Here is an 18,130-nt window from a genome sequence, read left to right as displayed (position 1 = left end):
ATCGTTCGGGCAAAAAACAGGCAAAAAAATGGCGCCCCGCGAGGGACGCCATTTTTGTCGGTTCACACCGCGATGTTACTTGCGCTTCATCGACAGGAAGAACTCGTCGTTGGTCTTGGTCGTTTTCAGCTTGTCGACCAGGAACTCGATCGCGGCGACTTCGTCCATCGGGTGCAGCAGCTTGCGCAGAATCCACATGCGCTGCAGTTCGTCGTCGGCGGTCAGCAACTCTTCGCGGCGGGTGCCGGAGCGGTTGATGTTGATCGCAGGGAACACGCGCTTCTCGGCGATCTTGCGATCCAGAGGCAGCTCCATGTTGCCGGTACCCTTGAACTCTTCGTAGATCACTTCGTCCATTTTCGAGCCGGTTTCAACCAGCGCGGTGGCGATAATGGTCAGCGAGCCGCCTTCTTCGATGTTACGCGCAGCACCGAAGAAACGCTTTGGCTTCTCCAGGGCGTGGGCATCGACACCACCGGTCAATACCTTGCCGGAGCTCGGGATCACGGTGTTGTAGGCACGGGCCAGACGGGTGATGGAGTCGAGCAGGATCACCACGTCTTTTTTGTGTTCGACCAGGCGCTTGGCCTTTTCGATCACCATTTCGGCAACCTGTACGTGACGGGTCGGCGGCTCGTCGAAGGTCGAGGCAACCACTTCGCCGCGCACGGTGCGCTGCATTTCGGTTACTTCTTCCGGACGCTCGTCGATCAGCAGCACGATCAGGTGAACTTCAGGGTTGTTACGGGCGATGTTTGCCGCGATGTTCTGCAGCATGATCGTTTTACCGGCTTTCGGCGGTGCAACGATCAGACCACGCTGGCCTTTGCCGATCGGGGCGCACAGGTCGATCACACGACCGGTCAAGTCTTCGGTGGAACCGTTGCCGGCTTCCATCTTCATGCGCACGGTCGGGAACAGCGGGGTCAGGTTCTCGAAGAGAATCTTGTTTTTCGCGTTCTCGGGACGATCGAAGTTGATCGTGTCGACCTTGAGCAGTGCGAAATACCGCTCGCCTTCCTTCGGAGGGCGGATCTTGCCAACGATGGTGTCACCGGTGCGCAAGTTGAAGCGGCGGATCTGGCTTGGCGAGACGTAGATATCGTCCGGGCCGGCCAGGTAGGAAGCGTCAGCGGAGCGCAGGAAGCCGAAGCCGTCCTGGAGAATCTCCAGCACGCCATCACCGGAGATTTCCTCGCCGCTTTTCGCGTGCTTTTTCAGCAGGGAGAAAATCACGTCCTGCTTGCGCGAACGGGCCATATTTTCTATGCCCATCTGTTCGGCCAATTCGAGCAGTTCGGTAATCGGCTTTTGCTTGAGTTCAGTCAGATTCATATAGGAATGACGTAATCATTTATGGAGGGGGGGGAAATTAAGCTTTTGGCTTAATGAGGCCGCGCCGCGGAGAAGGCGACAGGATCGCGAACTAATTCGAAAAGGAGTGCGTCGGCGACGGCTAGCAGGGGGCAATGGAGAAACCAGTGCGGGGCCGAATGTACCACCTGAGTTTCGGAGCGTCTAGCCCTGAATACGCAAAAAGCCCCGCTATTTTGCGGGGCTTTTTTTCAGGCACTTTGCAGCGACGCTTAGATGTTGGCGTCGAGGAAAGCCGCCAGTTGCGACTTCGACAGGGCGCCGACTTTGGTCGCTTCAACGTTGCCGTTCTTGAACAGCATCAGCGTCGGGATACCACGCACGCCATGCTTGGCCGGGGTTTCCTGGTTTTCGTCGATGTTCAGTTTGGCAACGGTCAGCTTGCCTTTGTAAGTCTCGGCAATCTCGTCCAGAACCGGAGCGATCATTTTGCAAGGACCGCACCATTCAGCCCAGTAATCGACCAGGACAGCGCCTTCGGCCTTGAGTACGTCGGCTTCGAAGCTAGCGTCGCTAACGTGTTTGATAAGATCGCTGCTCATGGAATTCTCCAGGTTGTAAGCAAAAAAACGTGGCCCATCATAGCCGCCCTTCCCCTGTTCAGGAAGCCGCAGATGATTGAGTCTTGCTATGGTGCCCCATGAGTTTGGGTATAGCTCAAGTCAAGCGGTAGCGGGGGCGATGAAGGCGATTCCGGTGCGCAGCGCAGCGTTGCGTACGTGCTCCTGCATGGCTTTTTGCGCAGCAGCGGAGGCCCGGCGCGCGAGGGCGCGAAGGATTTTGCGGTGTTCCTGCCAGGTTTCCATGGCGCGTTCGGCACGGATGAACGGTAGCTTCTGGCTCTCGAGGAACATCTCGGCACTGGCGGTGAGGATGCTCAGCATCGCCTGATTGCCGCTGGCCAGGAGGATGCGTCGGTGGAATTCAAAGTCGAGTTTCGCCGCGGCTTCAAAGTCGCTGGCCTTCAATTGCTCGCGCATGGCCGCGACGTTGTCTTCCAGCGCATCCAGATCAACCGTGCTCAACGTCACTGCCGCGAGACCTGCGGCAAAACCTTCCAGTGCATAGCGCAGTTGAAAGATATCCAGCGGCGATGCCTGCGCGGCGAATGACCAGCCCGGCGCGCTGTCGCCACGCGACAACTCCATCGGCGCCTGCACGAAAACGCCTTTACCCGGTTGAATGCTGACCACGCCCAACGCACTCAGCGACGACAACGCCTCGCGCAACGACGCCCGGCTCACCCCCAGCTGTAACGCCAGGTCCCGTTGCGACGGCAAGGCATCGCCGGCGCCGAAACCCTGTTCGGTGATCAGTTTGCGGATCGCTTGCAGCGCCACTTCGGGTACCGCACGGGAAATCGAATTCATGGTTTTTCAGACGCGTCAGGCCAATGTGCGGCTAGTTGTAAAGCTATTCGCCGAGTCCGGCAAGTCGTGCCCCAGCGGGGTTCGGTGATCGAGCCTGATGCGCTATCGCAGTGCGAAAAACAACCTGACTGTTCAGACCAGTAAGACCGAACAAAGCCGCTGAAACCGCGGTCTGCCGGGGCGAAACCCATGTATTGGCACGGCGCATGCTCTGTCCGAACGCAGAAATCACTTCTCGCCGATCCGGAGATTGTCCATGACCAAGCGTTACAGCGCCCTCCTCGCCGCTCTGTTTTCCAGCCTGCTGCTCAGCCAGGTACCCGCTCACGCCGACGGCCTCGACGACGTGGTCAAACGCGGCACGCTGAAAGTCGCCGTGCCGCAGGACTTCCCGCCGTTCGGCTCGGTCGGCCCGGACATGAAACCTCGTGGCCTCGACATCGACACGGCGAAACTGCTGGCCGACCAGCTCAAGGTCAAACTCGAACTGACCCCGGTGAACAGCACCAACCGCATCCCGTTCCTGACCACCGGCAAGGTCGACCTGGTGATTTCCAGCCTCGGCAAAAACCCCGAGCGCGAGAAAGTCATCGACTTCTCCCGCGCCTACGCACCCTTCTACCTCGCCGTGTTCGGCCCGCCAGATGCTGCCATCGCCAGCCTCGACGACCTCAAGGGCAAGACCATCAGCGTCACCCGTGGCGCCATCGAAGACATCGAGCTGACCAAGGTCGCCCCTGAAGGCGTGACCATCAAACGCTTCGAAGACAACAACTCGACCATCGCCGCTTACCTCGCCGGGCAGGTCGACCTGATCGCCAGCGGCAACGTGGTGATGGTCGCGATCAGCGAAAAGAACCCGAAACGCGTGCCGGCGCTGAAAGTGAAGCTCAAGGATTCGCCCGTCTACGTCGGCGTGAACAAGAACGAAGCGGCGCTGCTGGCCAAGGTCAACGACATCCTGACCACCGCCAAAGCTGACGGCGCGCTGGAAAAGAATTCGCAGACCTGGCTGAAAGAGCCGCTGCCGGCCGATCTCTGATCGACTGCGCGGGAGACCTTCATGGCTTATCAGTTCGATTTCATGCCGGTGGTGCAAAACACCGACCTGTTGCTGCGCGGCGCGCTGTTTACCCTTGAGCTGACGGCCATTGGTGCGTTGCTCGGGGTCGGCGTCGGGATTGTCGGGGCGTTGGTGCGGGCGTGGAACATCCGCCCGTTATCGGCAATCTTTGGCGTCTACGTCGAGTTGATCCGCAACACGCCGTTTCTGGTGCAGTTGTTCTTCATCTTCTTCGGCCTGCCATCGCTGGGCGTGCAGATTTCCGAGTGGCAGGCGGCGGTGTTGGCGATGGTGATCAACCTCGGCGCCTATTCGACCGAGATTATTCGTGCGGGCATTCAGGCAATTCCGCGCGGACAACTGGAAGCCGCCGCGGCGCTGGCGATGACGCGTTTCGAAGCGTTCCGCCACGTGGCGCTGTTGCCAGCGCTGGGCAAGGTCTGGCCGGCGCTGAGCAGCCAGATCATCATCGTCATGCTCGGCTCGGCGGTGTGTTCGCAGATCGCCACCGAAGAGCTGAGCTTCGCCGCCAACTTCATTCAGTCGCGCAACTTCCGCGCTTTTGAAACCTATGCGCTGACCACGCTGATCTATCTGTGCATGGCGCTGCTGATTCGCCAGCTACTCAACTGGATCGGTCGCCGCTACATCAGTCGAAGCGGGAGCCGCGCATGAGTGACTTCACCTTCTGGGACATCCTGCGCAACCTGCTGATCGGCCTGCAATGGACGCTGGCGTTGTCGCTGGTGGCGTTTATCGGCGGCGGCCTCGTCGGGCTGCTGATCCTGATCATGCGCATTTCAATAAACTCTGTGTCGAGCAGCATCGCCCGCACCTGGATTGAGCTGTTCCAAGGCACGCCACTGTTGATGCAGCTGTTTCTGGTGTTCTTCGGCGTGGCGCTGGCCGGGATTGAAATCTCGCCGTGGATGGCCGCAGCGATTGCCCTGACCTTGTTCACCAGCGCTTATCTGGCGGAGATCTGGCGCGGTTGCGTCGAGTCGATCGCGCATGGCCAGTGGGAAGCCTCGGCGAGTCTGGCGCTCAATCCTCTGGAGCAATTGCGCTACGTGATCCTGCCGCAAGCGATGCGCATTGCCGTGGCGCCGACCGTGGGTTTCTCGGTGCAAGTGGTCAAAGGCACCGCGGTGACCTCGATTATCGGTTTCACCGAGCTGACCAAAACCGGCGGCATGCTCGCCAACGCCACCTTCGAACCGTTCATGGTCTATGGCCTCGTCGCCCTCGGCTACTTCCTGCTCTGCTACCCCTTGTCCCTCAGTGCGCGCTACCTGGAAAGGAGACTGCATGCCTCTGCTTAGAATTTCCGCCCTGCATAAATACTACGGCGATCACCACGTACTCAAAGGCATTGACCTCAGCGTCGAGGAAGGCCAGGTCGTGGCGATCATCGGCCGTAGCGGCTCGGGCAAATCCACTCTGTTGCGCACGCTTAATGGTCTGGAATCGATCAACGATGGCGTGATCGAAGTCGATGGCGAATACCTCGATGCTGCCCGCGCTGACCTGCGCAGTCTGCGGCAGAAGGTCGGCATGGTCTTTCAGCAATTCAACCTGTTCCCGCACCTGACCGTCGGTGAGAACGTCATGCTCGCGCCGCAGGTGGTGCAGAAAGTGCCGAAAGCCAAGGCGGCGGAACTGGCGCGCGAGATGCTTGAGCGCGTTGGCCTTGGGGAAAAGTTCGATGCCTTCCCGGATCGGTTGTCCGGTGGTCAGCAGCAGCGCGTGGCGATTGCTCGGGCGTTGGCGATGTCGCCGAAGGTTTTGCTCTGCGACGAGATCACCTCGGCGCTTGACCCGGAACTGGTCAACGAAGTGCTCAGCGTCGTGCGGCAGTTGGCCAAGGAAGGCATGACGCTGATCATGGTCACCCACGAAATGCGTTTTGCCCGCGAGGTCGGCGACAAACTGGTGTTCATGCACCACGGCAAGGTGCATGAGGTGGGCGATCCGAAGGTGCTGTTTGCCAATCCGCAGACGGCGGAGCTGGCGAATTTCATTGGTACGGTTGAAGCGGTGGCCTGAAAGAGATGCAGGGGCTTTTAAGGCCTCATCGCGGGCAAGCCCGCTCCCACAGGGTTCTATGTAGGAACAGGATTGTGCATTCGACGCAAAAACCTGTGGGAGCGGGCTTGCCCGCGATTGACCGCGCAGCGGTCACCCGCACTCCTGTGTCAGATCAAGGGTTTGAACCGTGCGCGTTGGCGCCAGCGTTTGATCGTGGCACGATGTCGAGGTTATCGACCGAGACCCCCTGACCATGCCGCAATCCCAAGCCAAGAATCTGTCCCTGATCGCCGCAATCGACCTGGGCTCCAACAGCTTTCACATGGTCGTGGCCAAGGCCCAGAACGGCGAAATCCGCATTCTTGAGCGGCTCGGCGAGAAGGTTCAACTGGCGGCCGGCATCGACGATGAGCGCAAGCTCAACGAAGAATCGATGCAGCGCGGCCTCGATTGCCTCAAGCGCTTTGCCCAACTGATCAACGGTATGCCACTGGGCGCCGTGCGCATCGTCGGCACCAACGCCCTGCGTGAAGCGCGCAACCGCCTCGAATTCATTCACCGCGCCGAAGAAATCCTCGGCCATCCGGTGGAAGTCATCTCCGGCCGTGAAGAGGCGCGCCTGATCTACCTGGGCGTGTCGCACACCCTCGCCGACACCCCGGGCAAACGCCTGGTCGCCGACATCGGCGGCGGCAGTACCGAATTCATCATCGGCCAGCGCTTCGAGCCGCTGCTGCGCGAAAGCCTGCAAATGGGCTGCGTCAGCTTCACCCAGCGCTACTTCAAGGACGGCAAGATCACCCCGGCCCGCTACGCCCAGGCGTACACGGCGGCGCGGCTGGAGATCATGAGCATCGAACACGCCCTGCACCGCCTGACCTGGGATGAAGCCATCGGCTCCTCGGGCACCATCCGCGCCATCGGCCTGGCGCTGAAGGCCGGCGGCCATGGCACCGGCGAAGTGAACGCCGAAGGCTTGGCCTGGCTCAAGCGTCGGCTGTTCAAGCTCGGCGACGTCGACAAGATCGATTTCGAAGGCATCAAGCCTGATCGCCGGACCATTTTCCCGGCGGGTCTGGCGATTCTCGAAGCGATTTTCGATGCCCTCGAACTGCAACGCATGGATCACTGCGACGGCGCACTTCGTGAAGGTGTGCTCTATGACCTGCTCGGCCGCCATCATCACGAAGACGTGCGCGAGCGCACCCTGACCTCGTTGATGGAGCGTTATCACGTTGACCTGCAACAAGCGGCACGGGTTGAGCGCAAAGCCTTGCACGCGTTCGATCAGGTTGCGGTGGACTGGGAGCTGGACGACGGCATCTGGCGCGAACTCCTTGGCTGGGCGGCGAAAGTGCACGAAGTCGGCCTCGATATCGCTCACTATCACTACCACAAACACGGCGCTTATTTGATCGAGCACTCCGACCTCGCCGGCTTCTCCCGCGAAGACCAGCAGATGCTCGCCCTATTGGTGCGCGGCCATCGCCGCAATATTCCCAAGGACAAGTTCGCCGACTTCGGCGACGACGACGACAAGCTGATCCGCCTGTGCGTGCTGCTGCGCTTTGCGATCCTGTTCCACCATATTCGTGGCACCCAGACCATGCCGCAGGTGGTATTGCACGCCAAGGGCAACACCCTGGATGTGGAATTCCCGGAGAACTGGCTGGACGAGAACCAACTGACGCAGGCGGATTTCGGCCTCGAAGCCGATTGGCTGACGCGGGTGGGCATCGTCCTCACCGTCCACTGACACACCGCAAATCCCCCCTGTAGGAGCTGCCGCAGGCTGCGATCTTTTGATCTTGTTTTTAAGATCAAAAGATCGCAGCCTCGTTTCACTCGACAGCTCCTACAGGGATTTTGGGTACAAAAAAGGCGATCCCGTGGGATCGCCTTTTTTATTCGGCTGAAAGTCAGCTGCTCACCGGCAATATCGGGCTGCCCAGTCGCTCCAGCAACGTTGCCTGCGCGCTGCGCGGGTTTTGGTTGCCGGTCGGCGTGTTGCGGATGTAACGGCCATCCGACTGCAGGCTCCAGCTGTGGGTATTGTCGGTCAGGTACAGCTCCAGCTCTTTCTTCACCCGGGTCAGCAGCTTTTTGCCTTCTACCGGGAAGCAAGTCTCGACGCGTTTGTCGAGGTTGCGCTCCATCCAGTCGGCGCTGGAAAGGAACATCTGTTCGTCGCCGCCGTTGAGGAAGTAGAACACTCGGGTGTGCTCGAGGAAGCGGCCGATGATCGAGCGTACATGGATGTTGTGCGAAACCCCGGCAATCCCTGGACGCAGGCAGCACATGCCGCGCACCACCAGATCGATGCGCACGCCGGACTGGCTGGCCTTGTACAGCGCGCGGATGATCTTCGGATCGGTCAGCGAGTTGAACTTGGCGATGATGTGCGCCGGTTTGCCTTCGACGGCGAACTGGGTCTCGCGGGCAATCATGTCGAGCATGCCCTTCTTCAGGGTGAACGGCGCATGCAGCAGCTTCTTCATGCGCAGGGTTTTACCCATGCCGATCAACTGGCTGAACAGTTTGCCGACGTCTTCGCACAAGGCGTCGTCGGAGGTCAGCAGGCTGTAGTCGGTGTAAAGCTTGGCGTTGCCGGCGTGGTAGTTACCGGTGCCGAGGTGCGCGTAACGCACAATTTCGCCGGCCTCACGGCGCAGGATCAGCATCATCTTGGCGTGGGTCTTGAAACCGACCACGCCGTAGATCACCACCGCACCGGCCGCTTGCAGACGGCTGGCCAGTTGCAGGTTGGACTCTTCGTCGAAGCGCGCACGCAGCTCGATGACCGCCGTCACTTCCTTGCCGTTACGCGCGGCATCGACCAGCGCATCGACGATCTCGGAGTTGGCGCCGGAACGGTACAGAGTCTGGCGCACAGCGAGAACGTGCGGGTCTTTCGCCGCCTGACGCAGCAGGTCGACCACCGGGGTGAACGACTCGAACGGGTGCAGCAGCAAGATGTCCTGCTTGCTGACCACGCTGAAAATGTTTTCGCTGTTCTGCAGCAGTTTCGGGATCTGCGGGGTAAACGGCGTGTATTGCAGCTCCGGATGACTGTCCAGACCGGTGATGCTGAACAACCGCGTCAGGTTGACCGGGCCGTTGACCTGATACAGCTCGCTCTCGCTCAGGTTGAACTGCTTGAGCAGGTAGTCCGAGAGATGTTTCGGGCAGGTGTCAGCGACTTCCAGACGCACCGCATCGCCGTAACGACGCGAGAACAACTCGCCACGCAGCGCGCGGGCCAGGTCTTCGACATCTTCGGAGTCGAGCGCCAGGTCGGCGTTTCGGGTCAGACGGAACTGATAGCAGCCCTTCACCTTCATGCCCTGGAACAGGTCATCGGCGTGGGCGTGGATCATCGACGACAGGAACACATAGTTGTCGCCCGGGCCGCCGACTTCTTCCGGCACCTTGATGATCCGCGGCAGCAAACGCGGTGCCGGGATGATCGCCAGACCGGAGTCGCGACCAAAGGCGTCGATGCCTTCCAGCTCGACGATGAAGTTCAGGCTCTTGTTCACCAGCAACGGGAACGGGTGCGTCGGGTCGAGGCCGATCGGGGTGATGATCGGCGCGATCTCGTCGCGGAAGTAGCGGCGCACCCAGGTCTTGAGCTTGACCGTCCAGTTGCGGCGACGGATGAAGCGCACCTGATGCTTTTCCAGCTCCGGTAACAGGATGTCGTTGAGGATCGCGTACTGACGATCAACATGGCCGTGCACCAGCTCGCTGATCCGCGCCAGTGCTTGATGCGGTTGCAGACCGTCGGCACCGGCCTGTTCACGGGCGAAGGTGATTTGCTTCTTCAGGCCGGCGACGCGGATTTCAAAGAATTCATCGAGGTTGCTGGAGAAGATCAGCAGGAACTTCAAACGTTCCAGCAACGGATAGGACTCGTCCAGCGCCTGTTCCAGCACGCGGATGTTGAACTGCAATTGCGAGAGCTCGCGGTGGATGTACAGGCTGCTGTCATCCAGACCGGGAATGGCAATCGCCGGCACCGCCGCAGGTTCGGCCGCCGGCGCGGGTGGCGCTGGCTCCAGTTCCGGCGGGGTCTCGGTGATCTGCTCCACCACCGGCTGAGCTTCTTTTACTGCAACTTCAGTGAGTCCTTCGGTATTCATTGAATGTTCCTGGGAGGGCTATTTCTGCTCTCGTAACAATTGAGCGGCACGGACAGCAAAGTAAGTCAGGATGCCATCAGCGCCGGCACGTTTAAAGGCGGTCAGTGATTCGAGAATCACCGCCTCGCTCAACCAGCCATTCTGGATCGCCGCCATGTGCATGGCGTATTCGCCACTAACCTGATAGACGAAGGTCGGCACTTTGAAGGCATCTTTTACCCGGAAAAGAATGTCCAGATACGGCATGCCCGGTTTGACCATGACCATGTCCGCGCCTTCAGACAAGTCCGCACCGACTTCGTGCAGCGCTTCGTGGCTGTTGGCCGGGTCCATCTGATAAGAGGCTTTGTTGGCCTTGCCGAGATTCGAAGCTGAACCCACGGCATCGCGGAACGGGCCGTAATAGGCGCTGGCGTATTTAGCCGAGTAGGCCATGATCCGCACATTGACGTGGCCGGCGATTTCCAGCGCTTCGCGGATCGCCTGAATGCGACCGTCCATCATGTCCGACGGCGCCACCACCTGTGCGCCGGCTTCGGCGTGGGACAGTGCCTGGCGCACCAGTGCGTCGACGGTGATGTCGTTCTGGACGTAGCCTTCTTCGTCGAGAATGCCGTCCTGACCGTGAGTGGTGAACGGATCAAGCGCAACGTCGGTGATCACGCCGAGTTCCGGGAAGCGCTCACGCAAGGCGCGAGTGGCGCGCTGGGCGATGCCTTCAGGGTTCCACGCTTCAGCGGCGTCGAGGGATTTCAATTCAGGAGGTGTGACCGGGAACAGCGCCAGCGCTGGAATCCCCAGGTCGACCCACTTGGCGGCTTCTTCGAGCAGCAGGTCGATGGTCAGGCGTTCTACACCGGGCATCGAGGCCACGGCTTCGCGGCGGTTCTCACCGTCGAGCACGAATACCGGCAAGATCAGATCATCCACCGTCAGCACATTTTCCCGCACCAGCCGACGCGAAAAATCGTCGCGGCGATTGCGGCGCAGGCGCGTGGCAGGGAACAGACGGTTGGCGGGGGTAAAGCTCACGGCGGACTCCTGAGCCCGCGCAAACGGGCGAGCGTGACAGTTATAGACGGCCATTATGACCAACAGATGACAGTTGTGTGAGACCTGTGTCACGTAGCCGCATTCCATTCTCAGTGTAGGAATTGTTCACGTCGAGACACATTTCGACACTTTCATGAATGTGTCCGAAGGGTTAGGCTGCGCGTTCATTTCGCCAGCACCCAGACAATGCTCCAACAATTTCTGCATGACTTTGGCTACTTTGCCTTGTTCCTCGGCACGTTCTTCGAAGGCGAAACCATTCTGGTGCTCGCGGGCTTCCTCGCGTTTCGTGGATACATGGACATCAACGTGGTGGTGGTCGTGGCGTTCTTCGGCAGCTATGCCGGCGATCAGCTGTGGTACTTCCTCGGCCGCAAGCACGGGCGCAAATTACTCGCGCGCAAACCGCGCTGGCAGATGATGGGCGACCGCGCGCTGGAGCACATTCGCAAACATCCGGACATCTGGGTGCTGAGCTTCCGCTTCGTTTATGGCTTGCGCACGGTGATGCCGGTGGCGATCGGCCTGTCGGGCTATCCGCCGGGACGTTACCTGCTGCTGAACGGCATTGGCGCGGCGATCTGGGCCACGGCGCTGGCGGCTGCGGCTTACCACTTCGGCGCGGTGCTGGAAGGCATGCTCGGCAGCATCAAGAAGTACGAGCTGTGGGTGCTGGGTGCGCTGCTGGTACTCGGTGTTGGCCTGTGGCTGCGTCGCCGCTTCAAGAATGCGCGCCTGGCGAAGAAGATCTACGAGGACGAGCAAGCCGCCAAAGCTGAACAACTCCAGCTCGCCGAACCAGCCAAGTCCGCCGAACCTAAACCGCCAGTCGAGTAACGCGCTGACGGCAGCTGTACAGCCCGATGCCGCTGAGCAGGCTGTACCCGAGCAAGCCAGCCCAGATCATCGGGCTGGCCGGCCACAAACCAACCAGCGGCGCCAGCCACACCAGCGGCACATTCAACCCCAGCCGCAACAGCTCGACCTTCAGCGCCCACGGGCGATTCTCCAGGCTCACGCCCAACGTAAACACCCCGAACGCCACTGCGCCCCAGCCGAGCAACAGCGCGGCGGTCGGCAGACTGCGCTCCAGATTCATCAGATAACTGCCCAGCGCGATGTAAACGCAAAACTGCAGCGCCACGTAAAACTGCTGACGACGCTCAAGCGGCACTTCGAATTTACGGAAGCGGGCCAGATCCGGCTTGCTCATCGGATACTTCGCCGCGACGTCCGCCGGGCGCCAACCGGTGCGCATGAACCAGATCCGCAGCTTGTCCCACTTGCGCTCGGCCCGCCGCGCGTCTTCCCACAACTGCGCATAAAACTGCAGGTTGGCCCACAGCGGATTCCAGCTCGCCAGCGGCGTGGTCACGCCGAAAATCACCGGTTCGTTGTCGTCCTCTTCCTGAAACGTGCCGAACAGACGATCCCAAAAAATGAACACCCCGCCGTAGTTGCGATCCATGTAGAGAGCGTTCTGTGCATGGTGAGCCCGATGATTGGACGGCGTAACGAAGAACCACTCGAACCAGCCGAGCTTGGGAATGTGTCGGGTGTGTACCCAGAATTGATAAAGCAGGTTCAGTGCCGCGACGCTGACAAAAACCAGCAACGGCACGCCGAGCACGGCCATCGGAAGATAGAAAATCCAGCCGAGCAGAAACCCGGTGCTGGTCTGGCGCAACGCGGTGGAAAGGTTGTACTCCTCGCTCTGGTGATGCACCGAGTGCGCGGCCCAGAGGATATTGCGTTCATGGCCCATGCGGTGCAGCCAGTAGTAGCAGAAGTCGTAGAGGACGAACGCAAACACCCAGACCCAGACGCGGTCCGCCGGCAGTCTGAGCAAGGCCAGATGATCGAGGGCAAAGGCATACGTCAGCAGGCCGACGCCCTTGGTCAACAACCCGGTGGTGGTCGACAAAACGCCGGTGCTGATGCTGTTCACCGCATCGGCGAGGCGATAGTTGCTCACCCCGCGCCAGCGGTCGGCGACCAGTTCGAGCGCAATCAACACGAGGAAAAACGGCACCGCATACAGAATGAAGTCCATGACGCGCCCTGCTCGCAATCGTATGAACAGATCCTAGGTGTAGCCGCCCGTGTACCCTATGGCAACGCGCGACAATTTAGTGGACATTTAGCGCCATGAATCTGGAGAGAAACCCATGAGCAAAAAAGTCGCAGTGATCCTGTCCGGCAGTGGCGTGTACGACGGCGCCGAGATCCATGAAAGCGTCATCACCCTGCTGCGCCTTGATCAACGCGGTGCGCAGGTACAGTGCTTCGCCCCGAACATCGCGCAGTTGCATGTGATCAACCACCTGACCGGCGAAGAAATGCCCGAGACCCGCAACGTGCTGGTCGAGTCGGCACGGATTGCCCGTGGCAACATCAAGGACATCCGCGAAGCCGACGTCGATGACTTCGATGCGCTGATCGTGCCCGGCGGTTTTGGAGCGGCGAAGAATCTGTCGAACTTCGCTGTGGAAGGCGCTGGCTGCAGCGTGCAGCCTGAAGTGCTGGCCTTGGCCGAGGCGTTTGCCGAAGCGGGCAAACCAGTGGGTTTGATGTGCATTTCGCCGGCTCTGGCCGCGAAGATCTACGGCCCGGGCGTGACCTGCACCATCGGCAATGACGCCGACACCGCGACGGCGATGAACAAGATGGGCGCCACCCACGAAGATTGCGCGGTGACCGAGATCATCGAAGACAAGGCGCGCAAACTGGTGACGACCCCGGCTTACATGCTGGCGCAGAACATCAGCGAGGCTGCTTCGGGGATCAACAAACTGGTCGACCGCGTGCTCGAACTGACCCACGAAAACGACGCCTGAGATCAAGAGATCGCAGCCTTCGGCAGCTCCTACAGGTTTGATGTCGCGCCCGCCGACCTTGTAGGAGCTGCCGCAGGCTGCGATCTTTTCAGGGTTTGCGGGTCAGGCGCGTGAGAATCCGGTCCAGCGCATTGGCAAACGCCTGCTTCTCGCGATCGCCGAATGGCGCCGGGCCGCCGCTCATCTGGCCCTGTTCACGCAAGTCGGTGAACAGGTTGCGCACCGCCAGCCGCTCGCCCATGTTCTGCGCATCGAATTCCTTGCCGCGCGGGTCGAGCGCCGCCACGCCCTTCTTCACCAGGCGATCGGCCAGCGGGATATCGCTGCAAATCACCAGCTCCCCCGGCACCGCGTGCTCGACCAGATAATCGTCCGCCGCATCCGGCCCGCTCGGTACCACGATCAATTTGACGATGGCCAGCCCCGGCTTGATCTGTGGCTGCCCGGCCACCAGCACCACTTCGTACTGGCGCTTGAGGGCGAACTTCACCACCAGATCCTTCGCCGCCCGTGGGCAAGCGTCGGCATCGATCCATACACGCATCATCGTTTCCTCATTCCAAAAAGCATCGCGGGCAAGCCCGCTCCCACAAGGTTAACGCTAAACCTGTGGGAGCGTGGCTTGCCCGCGATTATGAGCACCAGCGAATGCTTTTTAGGCGACGACCCGCTTCTTCTCAGCCACCCAACTACGCCCATACAACACCACAATCGCCAGAATCGCCACCGCCTGCGCCGTCAGCGAATACGCATCGGCATGAATCCCCAGCCAGTCAAACTCAAAGAACGCCACCGGCCGCGTGCCGAAGATCCCGGCTTCCTGCAATGCCTTCACACCATGCCCGGCAAACACCACCGACAACGCACAGAGCAGCGCGGCGTTGATGCTGAAGAACAACGTCAGCGGCAATTTCGCCGAACCGCGCAGAATCACCCACGCCAGACCGACCAGCAGCACCAGCGCCGTCGCCCCGCCTGCCAGCACCGCGTCATGCCCGGCTGGCCCTGCCTGCAACCACAGGGTTTCGTAGAACAGGATCACTTCGAACAACTCGCGATACACCGAGAAGAACGCGAGGATCGCAAAACCGAAGCGCCCGCCCCCGCCGACCAGACTGCTCTTGATGTAATCCTGCCAGGCCGCTGCGTGACGACGGTCGTGCATCCACACGCCCAGCCACAACACCATGACGCTGGCGAACAACGCCGTCGCGCCCTCGAGCAACTCCCGTTGCGAACCACTGACGTCGATCACATACGCCGCCAGCGCCCAAGTGCCCAGCCCCGCCAGCAACGCCAGGCCCCAACCGACGTTGACGCTGCGCACCGCCGATTGCTGGCCGGTGTTGCGCAGGAACGCCAGAATCGCCGCCAATACCAGAATCGCTTCCAGACCTTCGCGCAGCAGAATCAGCAAACCGGAGATATAGCTCAGCGACCAGCTCAAGCCATCGCTGCCAAGCAGCCCGGCGGACTCCTTCAGCTTGGCCTTGGCCGCGTCCAGACGCTGCTCGGCCTGCTCGACCGGCAAACCGTCCTGCAACGACTGACGGTAAGCCATCAGCGATTTTTCGGTGTCTTTGCGCACGTTGGCGTCGACGTTATCCAGCGAACTTTCGACCAGCTCGAAGCCTTCCAGATACGCCGCTACCGACAGGTCATAGGCCTGATCGTGCTCACCGGCACGGTACGCCGCCAGACTCTTGTCCAGCGTCGCCGCGGTGTAGTCGAGCAACTGCGCCGGGCCGCGCTTGACCTGGGGTGGCTGGGCACGCTGGGCACGGAACGTCGCCGCCGCTGGCGCGCCCTCGGCGCCTTGCACTTCGGCCGGGGTCTGACGCGCCAGATCGGCAATGTTGTAGGTTTTCTCGGAGTTGGCGGCCGTTGCATCGGCACTGAACCCGGCGATGTACGTCGCCAGATCCCAGCGCTGGCGATCGTCGAGCTGATCGGCGAACGCCGGCATGTCGGTGCCTTCGACGCCTTGACCGAGGGTGCTGTAGATCGCATACAGGCTCAGGTGATCCATCCGCGCAGCGTCACGCAGGTTGGCCGGCGCGGGCGTCATGCCGAGCGCCGCCGGGCCGTCACCGGCGCCGCTGTCGCCGTGACACACCGAGCAGTTTTGCGCATACAGCGGCGCGCCACGTGTCGGGTCCGGGGTGATGATCGGTGCCTGGCTGACTTCATAGGCCACGGCCAGTTTCGCCCCAAGTTGCCGCGCCTGGCGGGCGACGTCCGCACCGTCCTGCTTCGCCGTGATCGCGCTGTGCAGCGCCTCGACGCCCTGCTCCAGCGCGATTTTTTCCGGCTTGGCCGGCAGCGCGCTGATCAGGCTCTGCAACGCCTGAGTGAATTCCAGCTGCTCGCGGTATTCGGCGTCGTCGAGAATTTTTCCCGCCTCGACCGTCGGCGGGTAATCGGCGCTGATGTAATCAAGCAGGTGCAGCGCTTGCGGCGCGCCTTCCACGGTATCGGCCAGCAGATTGAAACTGCTCAGGGCGCACAGCGGAAACACCAGCCAGGCCAGAAAGCGGGACGAGGCAGTCATGAAAGGTTCTCAAGGGGAAATACGGAGTTACATATTGTTCACTCCGACGACGAATCCCTCAAGCTTTGTCGTTGCCAAGGTGAACACCACGATGCTCATCGGCCCCTGAAAAATCATCAAAGCAGTTAGCCATCATCCACCCCTATAATGCGTCACCTCTTCGTACTGTCCGTTCAAGGAAGAACCCGCTCATGCGCCATTGCCTGCTGCCATCGCTGCTGATCGTCGCCATTTTGCAAGTCAGCGGCTGCGCCGCGTATCGCGATTACGACCTGGAACTGCAACAGACTACGCAACAGCTCAAGGCCGGCAACATCGATGGCTCGCTCGCCTTGATCGAGGCGCACAACCCGGGCGAAGAGAAGGATCTGCTCTATTACTTCGAGAAGGGCGCGGTATTGAGCGCTGGCGGTGAGTTCCCACAGAGCCAGGTCGCCTGGCGCAGCGCCGAGCAGATGGTCATACAGCGCCAGGACACCATAGAAACCACCGGCGACAAGTTGCTCGCCGCCATGGGCAATCAGTGGGGCAGCATCATCAATGACAAGCTGCGGCGCTACGATGGCTACGATTACGAAAAGGTCATGCTGACCACGCAAATGGCCCTGAATCAACTGGCCCTGAATGACTTCGACGGCGCCCGTGCCGACATCAAGAAAACCCACGAGCGTGAAGCACTGATCGCCCGGCAGCGGGAACTGGAATACGAGCGGGTCGAAGACGCGGCCAAGGCCAACGGCGCTCGCGTTCACTACAAGGATCTGCAAGGCTACCCGGTAGTCATGCTGGAATCGGCCGCCGTGATTGCCTTGAAGAACGGTTATCAGAGCGCGTTCAGTCACTACCTCGCGGGCTTCACCTACGAGGCACTCGGTGAAAAAGATCTGGCGGCACCCGGCTATCGTCAGGCGATCGAGCTGCGTCCGGACATGGCGTTTTTCCAGCAGGCCCTGCGCGACCTCGACAGTCCTGGGCTGAAGGCCGACGAAAGTGACGTGCTGATCATCGTCCAAAGCGGTCTGGCGCCAGCCCGCAGCTCGGTGCGCGTACCGTATCCGGTGAAGCTTGAGGACGGTCAGGTCATCGTCGCCAATGTCTCGTTCCCGGTGATGGTGCCCGACACGTCGACCCCCGCCTTCAATCAAGTGAGCGTCGACGGTCGGCAGAACAAGCTGATCGCGGTCAACAGCATTACCGACATGTCCTTGCGCACCCTGCGTGACGACATGCCAGGCATTATCCAGCGCACCACCTACCGGGCCTTTCTGGCGGCGGACGTTCAGGCCACGGACAATCGACGCGATCCGAGCAAAGCTTCGTATGTCACCCACTGGGACGGTTTCGAGCAGGCCGACACACGCACCTGGCGCACCTTGCCCAACCTCACCCAAGTCGTGCGCCTGCGCCTGAAGAAGGGCGACCACTTGATCAGCCTCCCCAATACCCCGGGGACTGCTCCGTTGAAAATCCGCATCGACCAGAACCGCCAAGTCGTTGGTCTGCGCGCCCTGGGCGATCGAATATTTGCCAATGGCAGTGCATTTCAGTCCAGTGGAGCACCGGTAAGCAGCGTGGTATCGAACCTGAAATAAGTAATGGCACCTAACAAACCAGTGCAATTAAAAAGCTATTACATAGCCACCATTCGCCGCTTATAATGCCGCGCCCTCGCTAACGCGAACCGGCATTAAAGCTCCTCAGGATATGAGGAA

Annotated in this window: 16 protein-coding genes; 8 read left to right on the top strand and 8 right to left on the bottom strand. The window is 60.6% G+C overall.

Annotated elements, in window-relative coordinates:
* Positions 1-75: 75 nt before the first annotated feature.
* The 3 genes from rho to EJA70_RS16775 form a co-directional block, all read right to left on the bottom strand.
* On the bottom strand, positions 76-1,335 hold the full coding sequence (gene rho, locus EJA70_RS16785) for a transcription termination factor Rho (RefSeq protein ID WP_003229334.1): 1,260 nt from the start codon (positions 1,333-1,335) through the stop codon (positions 76-78).
* 251 nt (positions 1,336-1,586) lie between these two features.
* Positions 1,587-1,916 (bottom strand): thioredoxin TrxA, encoded by a 330-nt coding sequence (gene trxA / locus EJA70_RS16780; RefSeq protein WP_003206727.1) that lies wholly within the window; start codon positions 1,914-1,916, stop codon positions 1,587-1,589.
* 120 nt (positions 1,917-2,036) lie between these two features.
* Positions 2,037-2,744, bottom strand: a complete 708-nt coding sequence (locus tag EJA70_RS16775) for a FadR/GntR family transcriptional regulator (protein WP_158832137.1) — start codon at positions 2,742-2,744, stop codon at positions 2,037-2,039.
* 256 nt (positions 2,745-3,000) lie between these two features.
* On the opposite strand from EJA70_RS16775, the gene EJA70_RS16770 reads away from it, so the two are divergent.
* The 5 genes from EJA70_RS16770 to ppx all read left to right on the top strand — a co-directional run bounded on the left by EJA70_RS16770 (position 3,001) and on the right by ppx (position 7,591).
* Complete coding sequence (locus tag EJA70_RS16770) at positions 3,001-3,786, top strand: transporter substrate-binding domain-containing protein (RefSeq protein WP_158832135.1); 786 nt, start codon at positions 3,001-3,003, stop codon at positions 3,784-3,786.
* A gap of 21 nt (positions 3,787-3,807) precedes the next feature.
* Complete coding sequence (locus tag EJA70_RS16765; protein ID WP_158832133.1) at positions 3,808-4,482, top strand: amino acid ABC transporter permease; 675 nt, start codon at positions 3,808-3,810, stop codon at positions 4,480-4,482.
* Positions 4,479-5,129: an amino acid ABC transporter permease gene (locus EJA70_RS16760; protein ID WP_158832131.1), complete on the top strand. Its 651-nt coding sequence runs from the start codon at positions 4,479-4,481 to the stop codon at positions 5,127-5,129. Before EJA70_RS16765 ends, EJA70_RS16760 begins: the two co-directional genes overlap by 4 nt.
* A complete protein-coding gene (locus EJA70_RS16755; RefSeq protein WP_008081407.1) occupies positions 5,116-5,853 on the top strand; it encodes an amino acid ABC transporter ATP-binding protein in 738 nt (245 codons plus the stop codon). Before EJA70_RS16760 ends, EJA70_RS16755 begins: the two co-directional genes overlap by 14 nt.
* Positions 5,854-6,088: 235 nt before the next feature.
* On the top strand, positions 6,089-7,591 hold the full coding sequence (ppx, locus tag EJA70_RS16750; RefSeq protein ID WP_158832129.1) for an exopolyphosphatase: 1,503 nt from the start codon (positions 6,089-6,091) through the stop codon (positions 7,589-7,591).
* A 163-nt stretch (positions 7,592-7,754) separates the two neighbouring features.
* Here ppx and ppk1 read toward each other — a convergent pair whose 3' ends face one another.
* Positions 7,755-9,977 (bottom strand): polyphosphate kinase 1, encoded by a 2,223-nt coding sequence (ppk1, locus tag EJA70_RS16745; protein ID WP_008084505.1) that lies wholly within the window; start codon positions 9,975-9,977, stop codon positions 7,755-7,757.
* An 18-nt stretch (positions 9,978-9,995) separates the two neighbouring features.
* The gene (hemB, locus tag EJA70_RS16740; RefSeq protein WP_158832127.1) at positions 9,996-11,009 is read right to left on the bottom strand and encodes a porphobilinogen synthase; all 1,014 of its coding nucleotides are present in this window, start codon (positions 11,007-11,009) and stop codon (positions 9,996-9,998) included.
* 207 nt (positions 11,010-11,216) lie between these two features.
* On the opposite strand from hemB, the gene EJA70_RS16735 reads away from it, so the two are divergent.
* Positions 11,217-11,867, top strand: coding sequence for a DedA family protein (locus tag EJA70_RS16735; protein ID WP_158832125.1), 651 nt, complete (start codon positions 11,217-11,219; stop codon positions 11,865-11,867).
* Here EJA70_RS16735 and EJA70_RS16730 read toward each other — a convergent pair.
* On the bottom strand, positions 11,848-13,083 hold the full coding sequence (locus EJA70_RS16730; RefSeq protein WP_158832123.1) for a sterol desaturase family protein: 1,236 nt from the start codon (positions 13,081-13,083) through the stop codon (positions 11,848-11,850). The two genes, EJA70_RS16735 and EJA70_RS16730, sit on opposite strands and share 20 nt — an antisense overlap.
* Positions 13,084-13,198: 115 nt before the next feature.
* On the opposite strand from EJA70_RS16730, the gene elbB reads away from it, so the two are divergent.
* A complete protein-coding gene (gene elbB, locus EJA70_RS16725; protein ID WP_008084520.1) occupies positions 13,199-13,867 on the top strand; it encodes an isoprenoid biosynthesis glyoxalase ElbB in 669 nt (222 codons plus the stop codon).
* Between the two features lie 88 nt (positions 13,868-13,955).
* Here the strand turns inward: elbB and EJA70_RS16720 are convergent, their stop codons facing one another.
* Positions 13,956-14,411 (bottom strand): YaiI/YqxD family protein, encoded by a 456-nt coding sequence (locus tag EJA70_RS16720; protein ID WP_127930187.1) that lies wholly within the window; start codon positions 14,409-14,411, stop codon positions 13,956-13,958.
* Positions 14,412-14,522: 111 nt separating this feature from the next.
* The gene (locus EJA70_RS16715; protein WP_158832121.1) at positions 14,523-16,418 is read right to left on the bottom strand and encodes an FTR1 family protein; all 1,896 of its coding nucleotides are present in this window, start codon (positions 16,416-16,418) and stop codon (positions 14,523-14,525) included.
* Positions 16,419-16,609: 191 nt separating this feature from the next.
* Here EJA70_RS16715 and EJA70_RS16710 point away from each other — a divergent pair, with 191 nt between their 5' ends.
* Entirely contained in the window at positions 16,610-18,010 is a 1,401-nt protein-coding gene (locus tag EJA70_RS16710) for a COG3014 family protein (protein WP_158832119.1), read from the top strand.
* Positions 18,011-18,130: the final 120 nt, after the last annotated feature.

The organism is Pseudomonas sp. PB103 (assembly GCF_009764635.1).
Classification (GTDB): domain Bacteria; phylum Pseudomonadota; class Gammaproteobacteria; order Pseudomonadales; family Pseudomonadaceae; genus Aquipseudomonas.
Note: the sequence above shows the minus strand (reverse complement) of the source record. Positions and strands in the feature narration are given on the sequence as shown.

Bases quoted from the DNA above. Each gene is read 5' to 3' on its own strand.
- rho (WP_003229334.1), bottom strand. From the start codon at position 1,335: ATGAATCTGACTGAACTCAAGCAAAAGCCGATTACCGAACTGCTCGAA.
- trxA (WP_003206727.1), bottom strand. From the start codon at position 1,916: ATGAGCAGCGATCTTATCAAACACGTTAGCGACGCTAGCTTCGAAGCC.
- EJA70_RS16775 (WP_158832137.1), bottom strand. From the start codon at position 2,744: ATGAATTCGATTTCCCGTGCGGTACCCGAAGTGGCGCTGCAAGCGATC.
- EJA70_RS16770 (WP_158832135.1), top strand. From the start codon at position 3,001: ATGACCAAGCGTTACAGCGCCCTCCTCGCCGCTCTGTTTTCCAGCCTG.
- EJA70_RS16765 (WP_158832133.1), top strand. From the start codon at position 3,808: ATGGCTTATCAGTTCGATTTCATGCCGGTGGTGCAAAACACCGACCTG.
- EJA70_RS16760 (WP_158832131.1), top strand. From the start codon at position 4,479: ATGAGTGACTTCACCTTCTGGGACATCCTGCGCAACCTGCTGATCGGC.
- EJA70_RS16755 (WP_008081407.1), top strand. From the start codon at position 5,116: ATGCCTCTGCTTAGAATTTCCGCCCTGCATAAATACTACGGCGATCAC.
- ppx (WP_158832129.1), top strand. From the start codon at position 6,089: ATGCCGCAATCCCAAGCCAAGAATCTGTCCCTGATCGCCGCAATCGAC.
- ppk1 (WP_008084505.1), bottom strand. From the start codon at position 9,977: ATGAATACCGAAGGACTCACTGAAGTTGCAGTAAAAGAAGCTCAGCCG.
- EJA70_RS16735 (WP_158832125.1), top strand. From the start codon at position 11,217: ATGCTCCAACAATTTCTGCATGACTTTGGCTACTTTGCCTTGTTCCTC.
- EJA70_RS16730 (WP_158832123.1), bottom strand. From the start codon at position 13,083: ATGGACTTCATTCTGTATGCGGTGCCGTTTTTCCTCGTGTTGATTGCG.
- elbB (WP_008084520.1), top strand. From the start codon at position 13,199: ATGAGCAAAAAAGTCGCAGTGATCCTGTCCGGCAGTGGCGTGTACGAC.
- EJA70_RS16720 (WP_127930187.1), bottom strand. From the start codon at position 14,411: ATGCGTGTATGGATCGATGCCGACGCTTGCCCACGGGCGGCGAAGGAT.
- EJA70_RS16715 (WP_158832121.1), bottom strand. From the start codon at position 16,418: ATGACTGCCTCGTCCCGCTTTCTGGCCTGGCTGGTGTTTCCGCTGTGC.
- EJA70_RS16710 (WP_158832119.1), top strand. From the start codon at position 16,610: ATGCGCCATTGCCTGCTGCCATCGCTGCTGATCGTCGCCATTTTGCAA.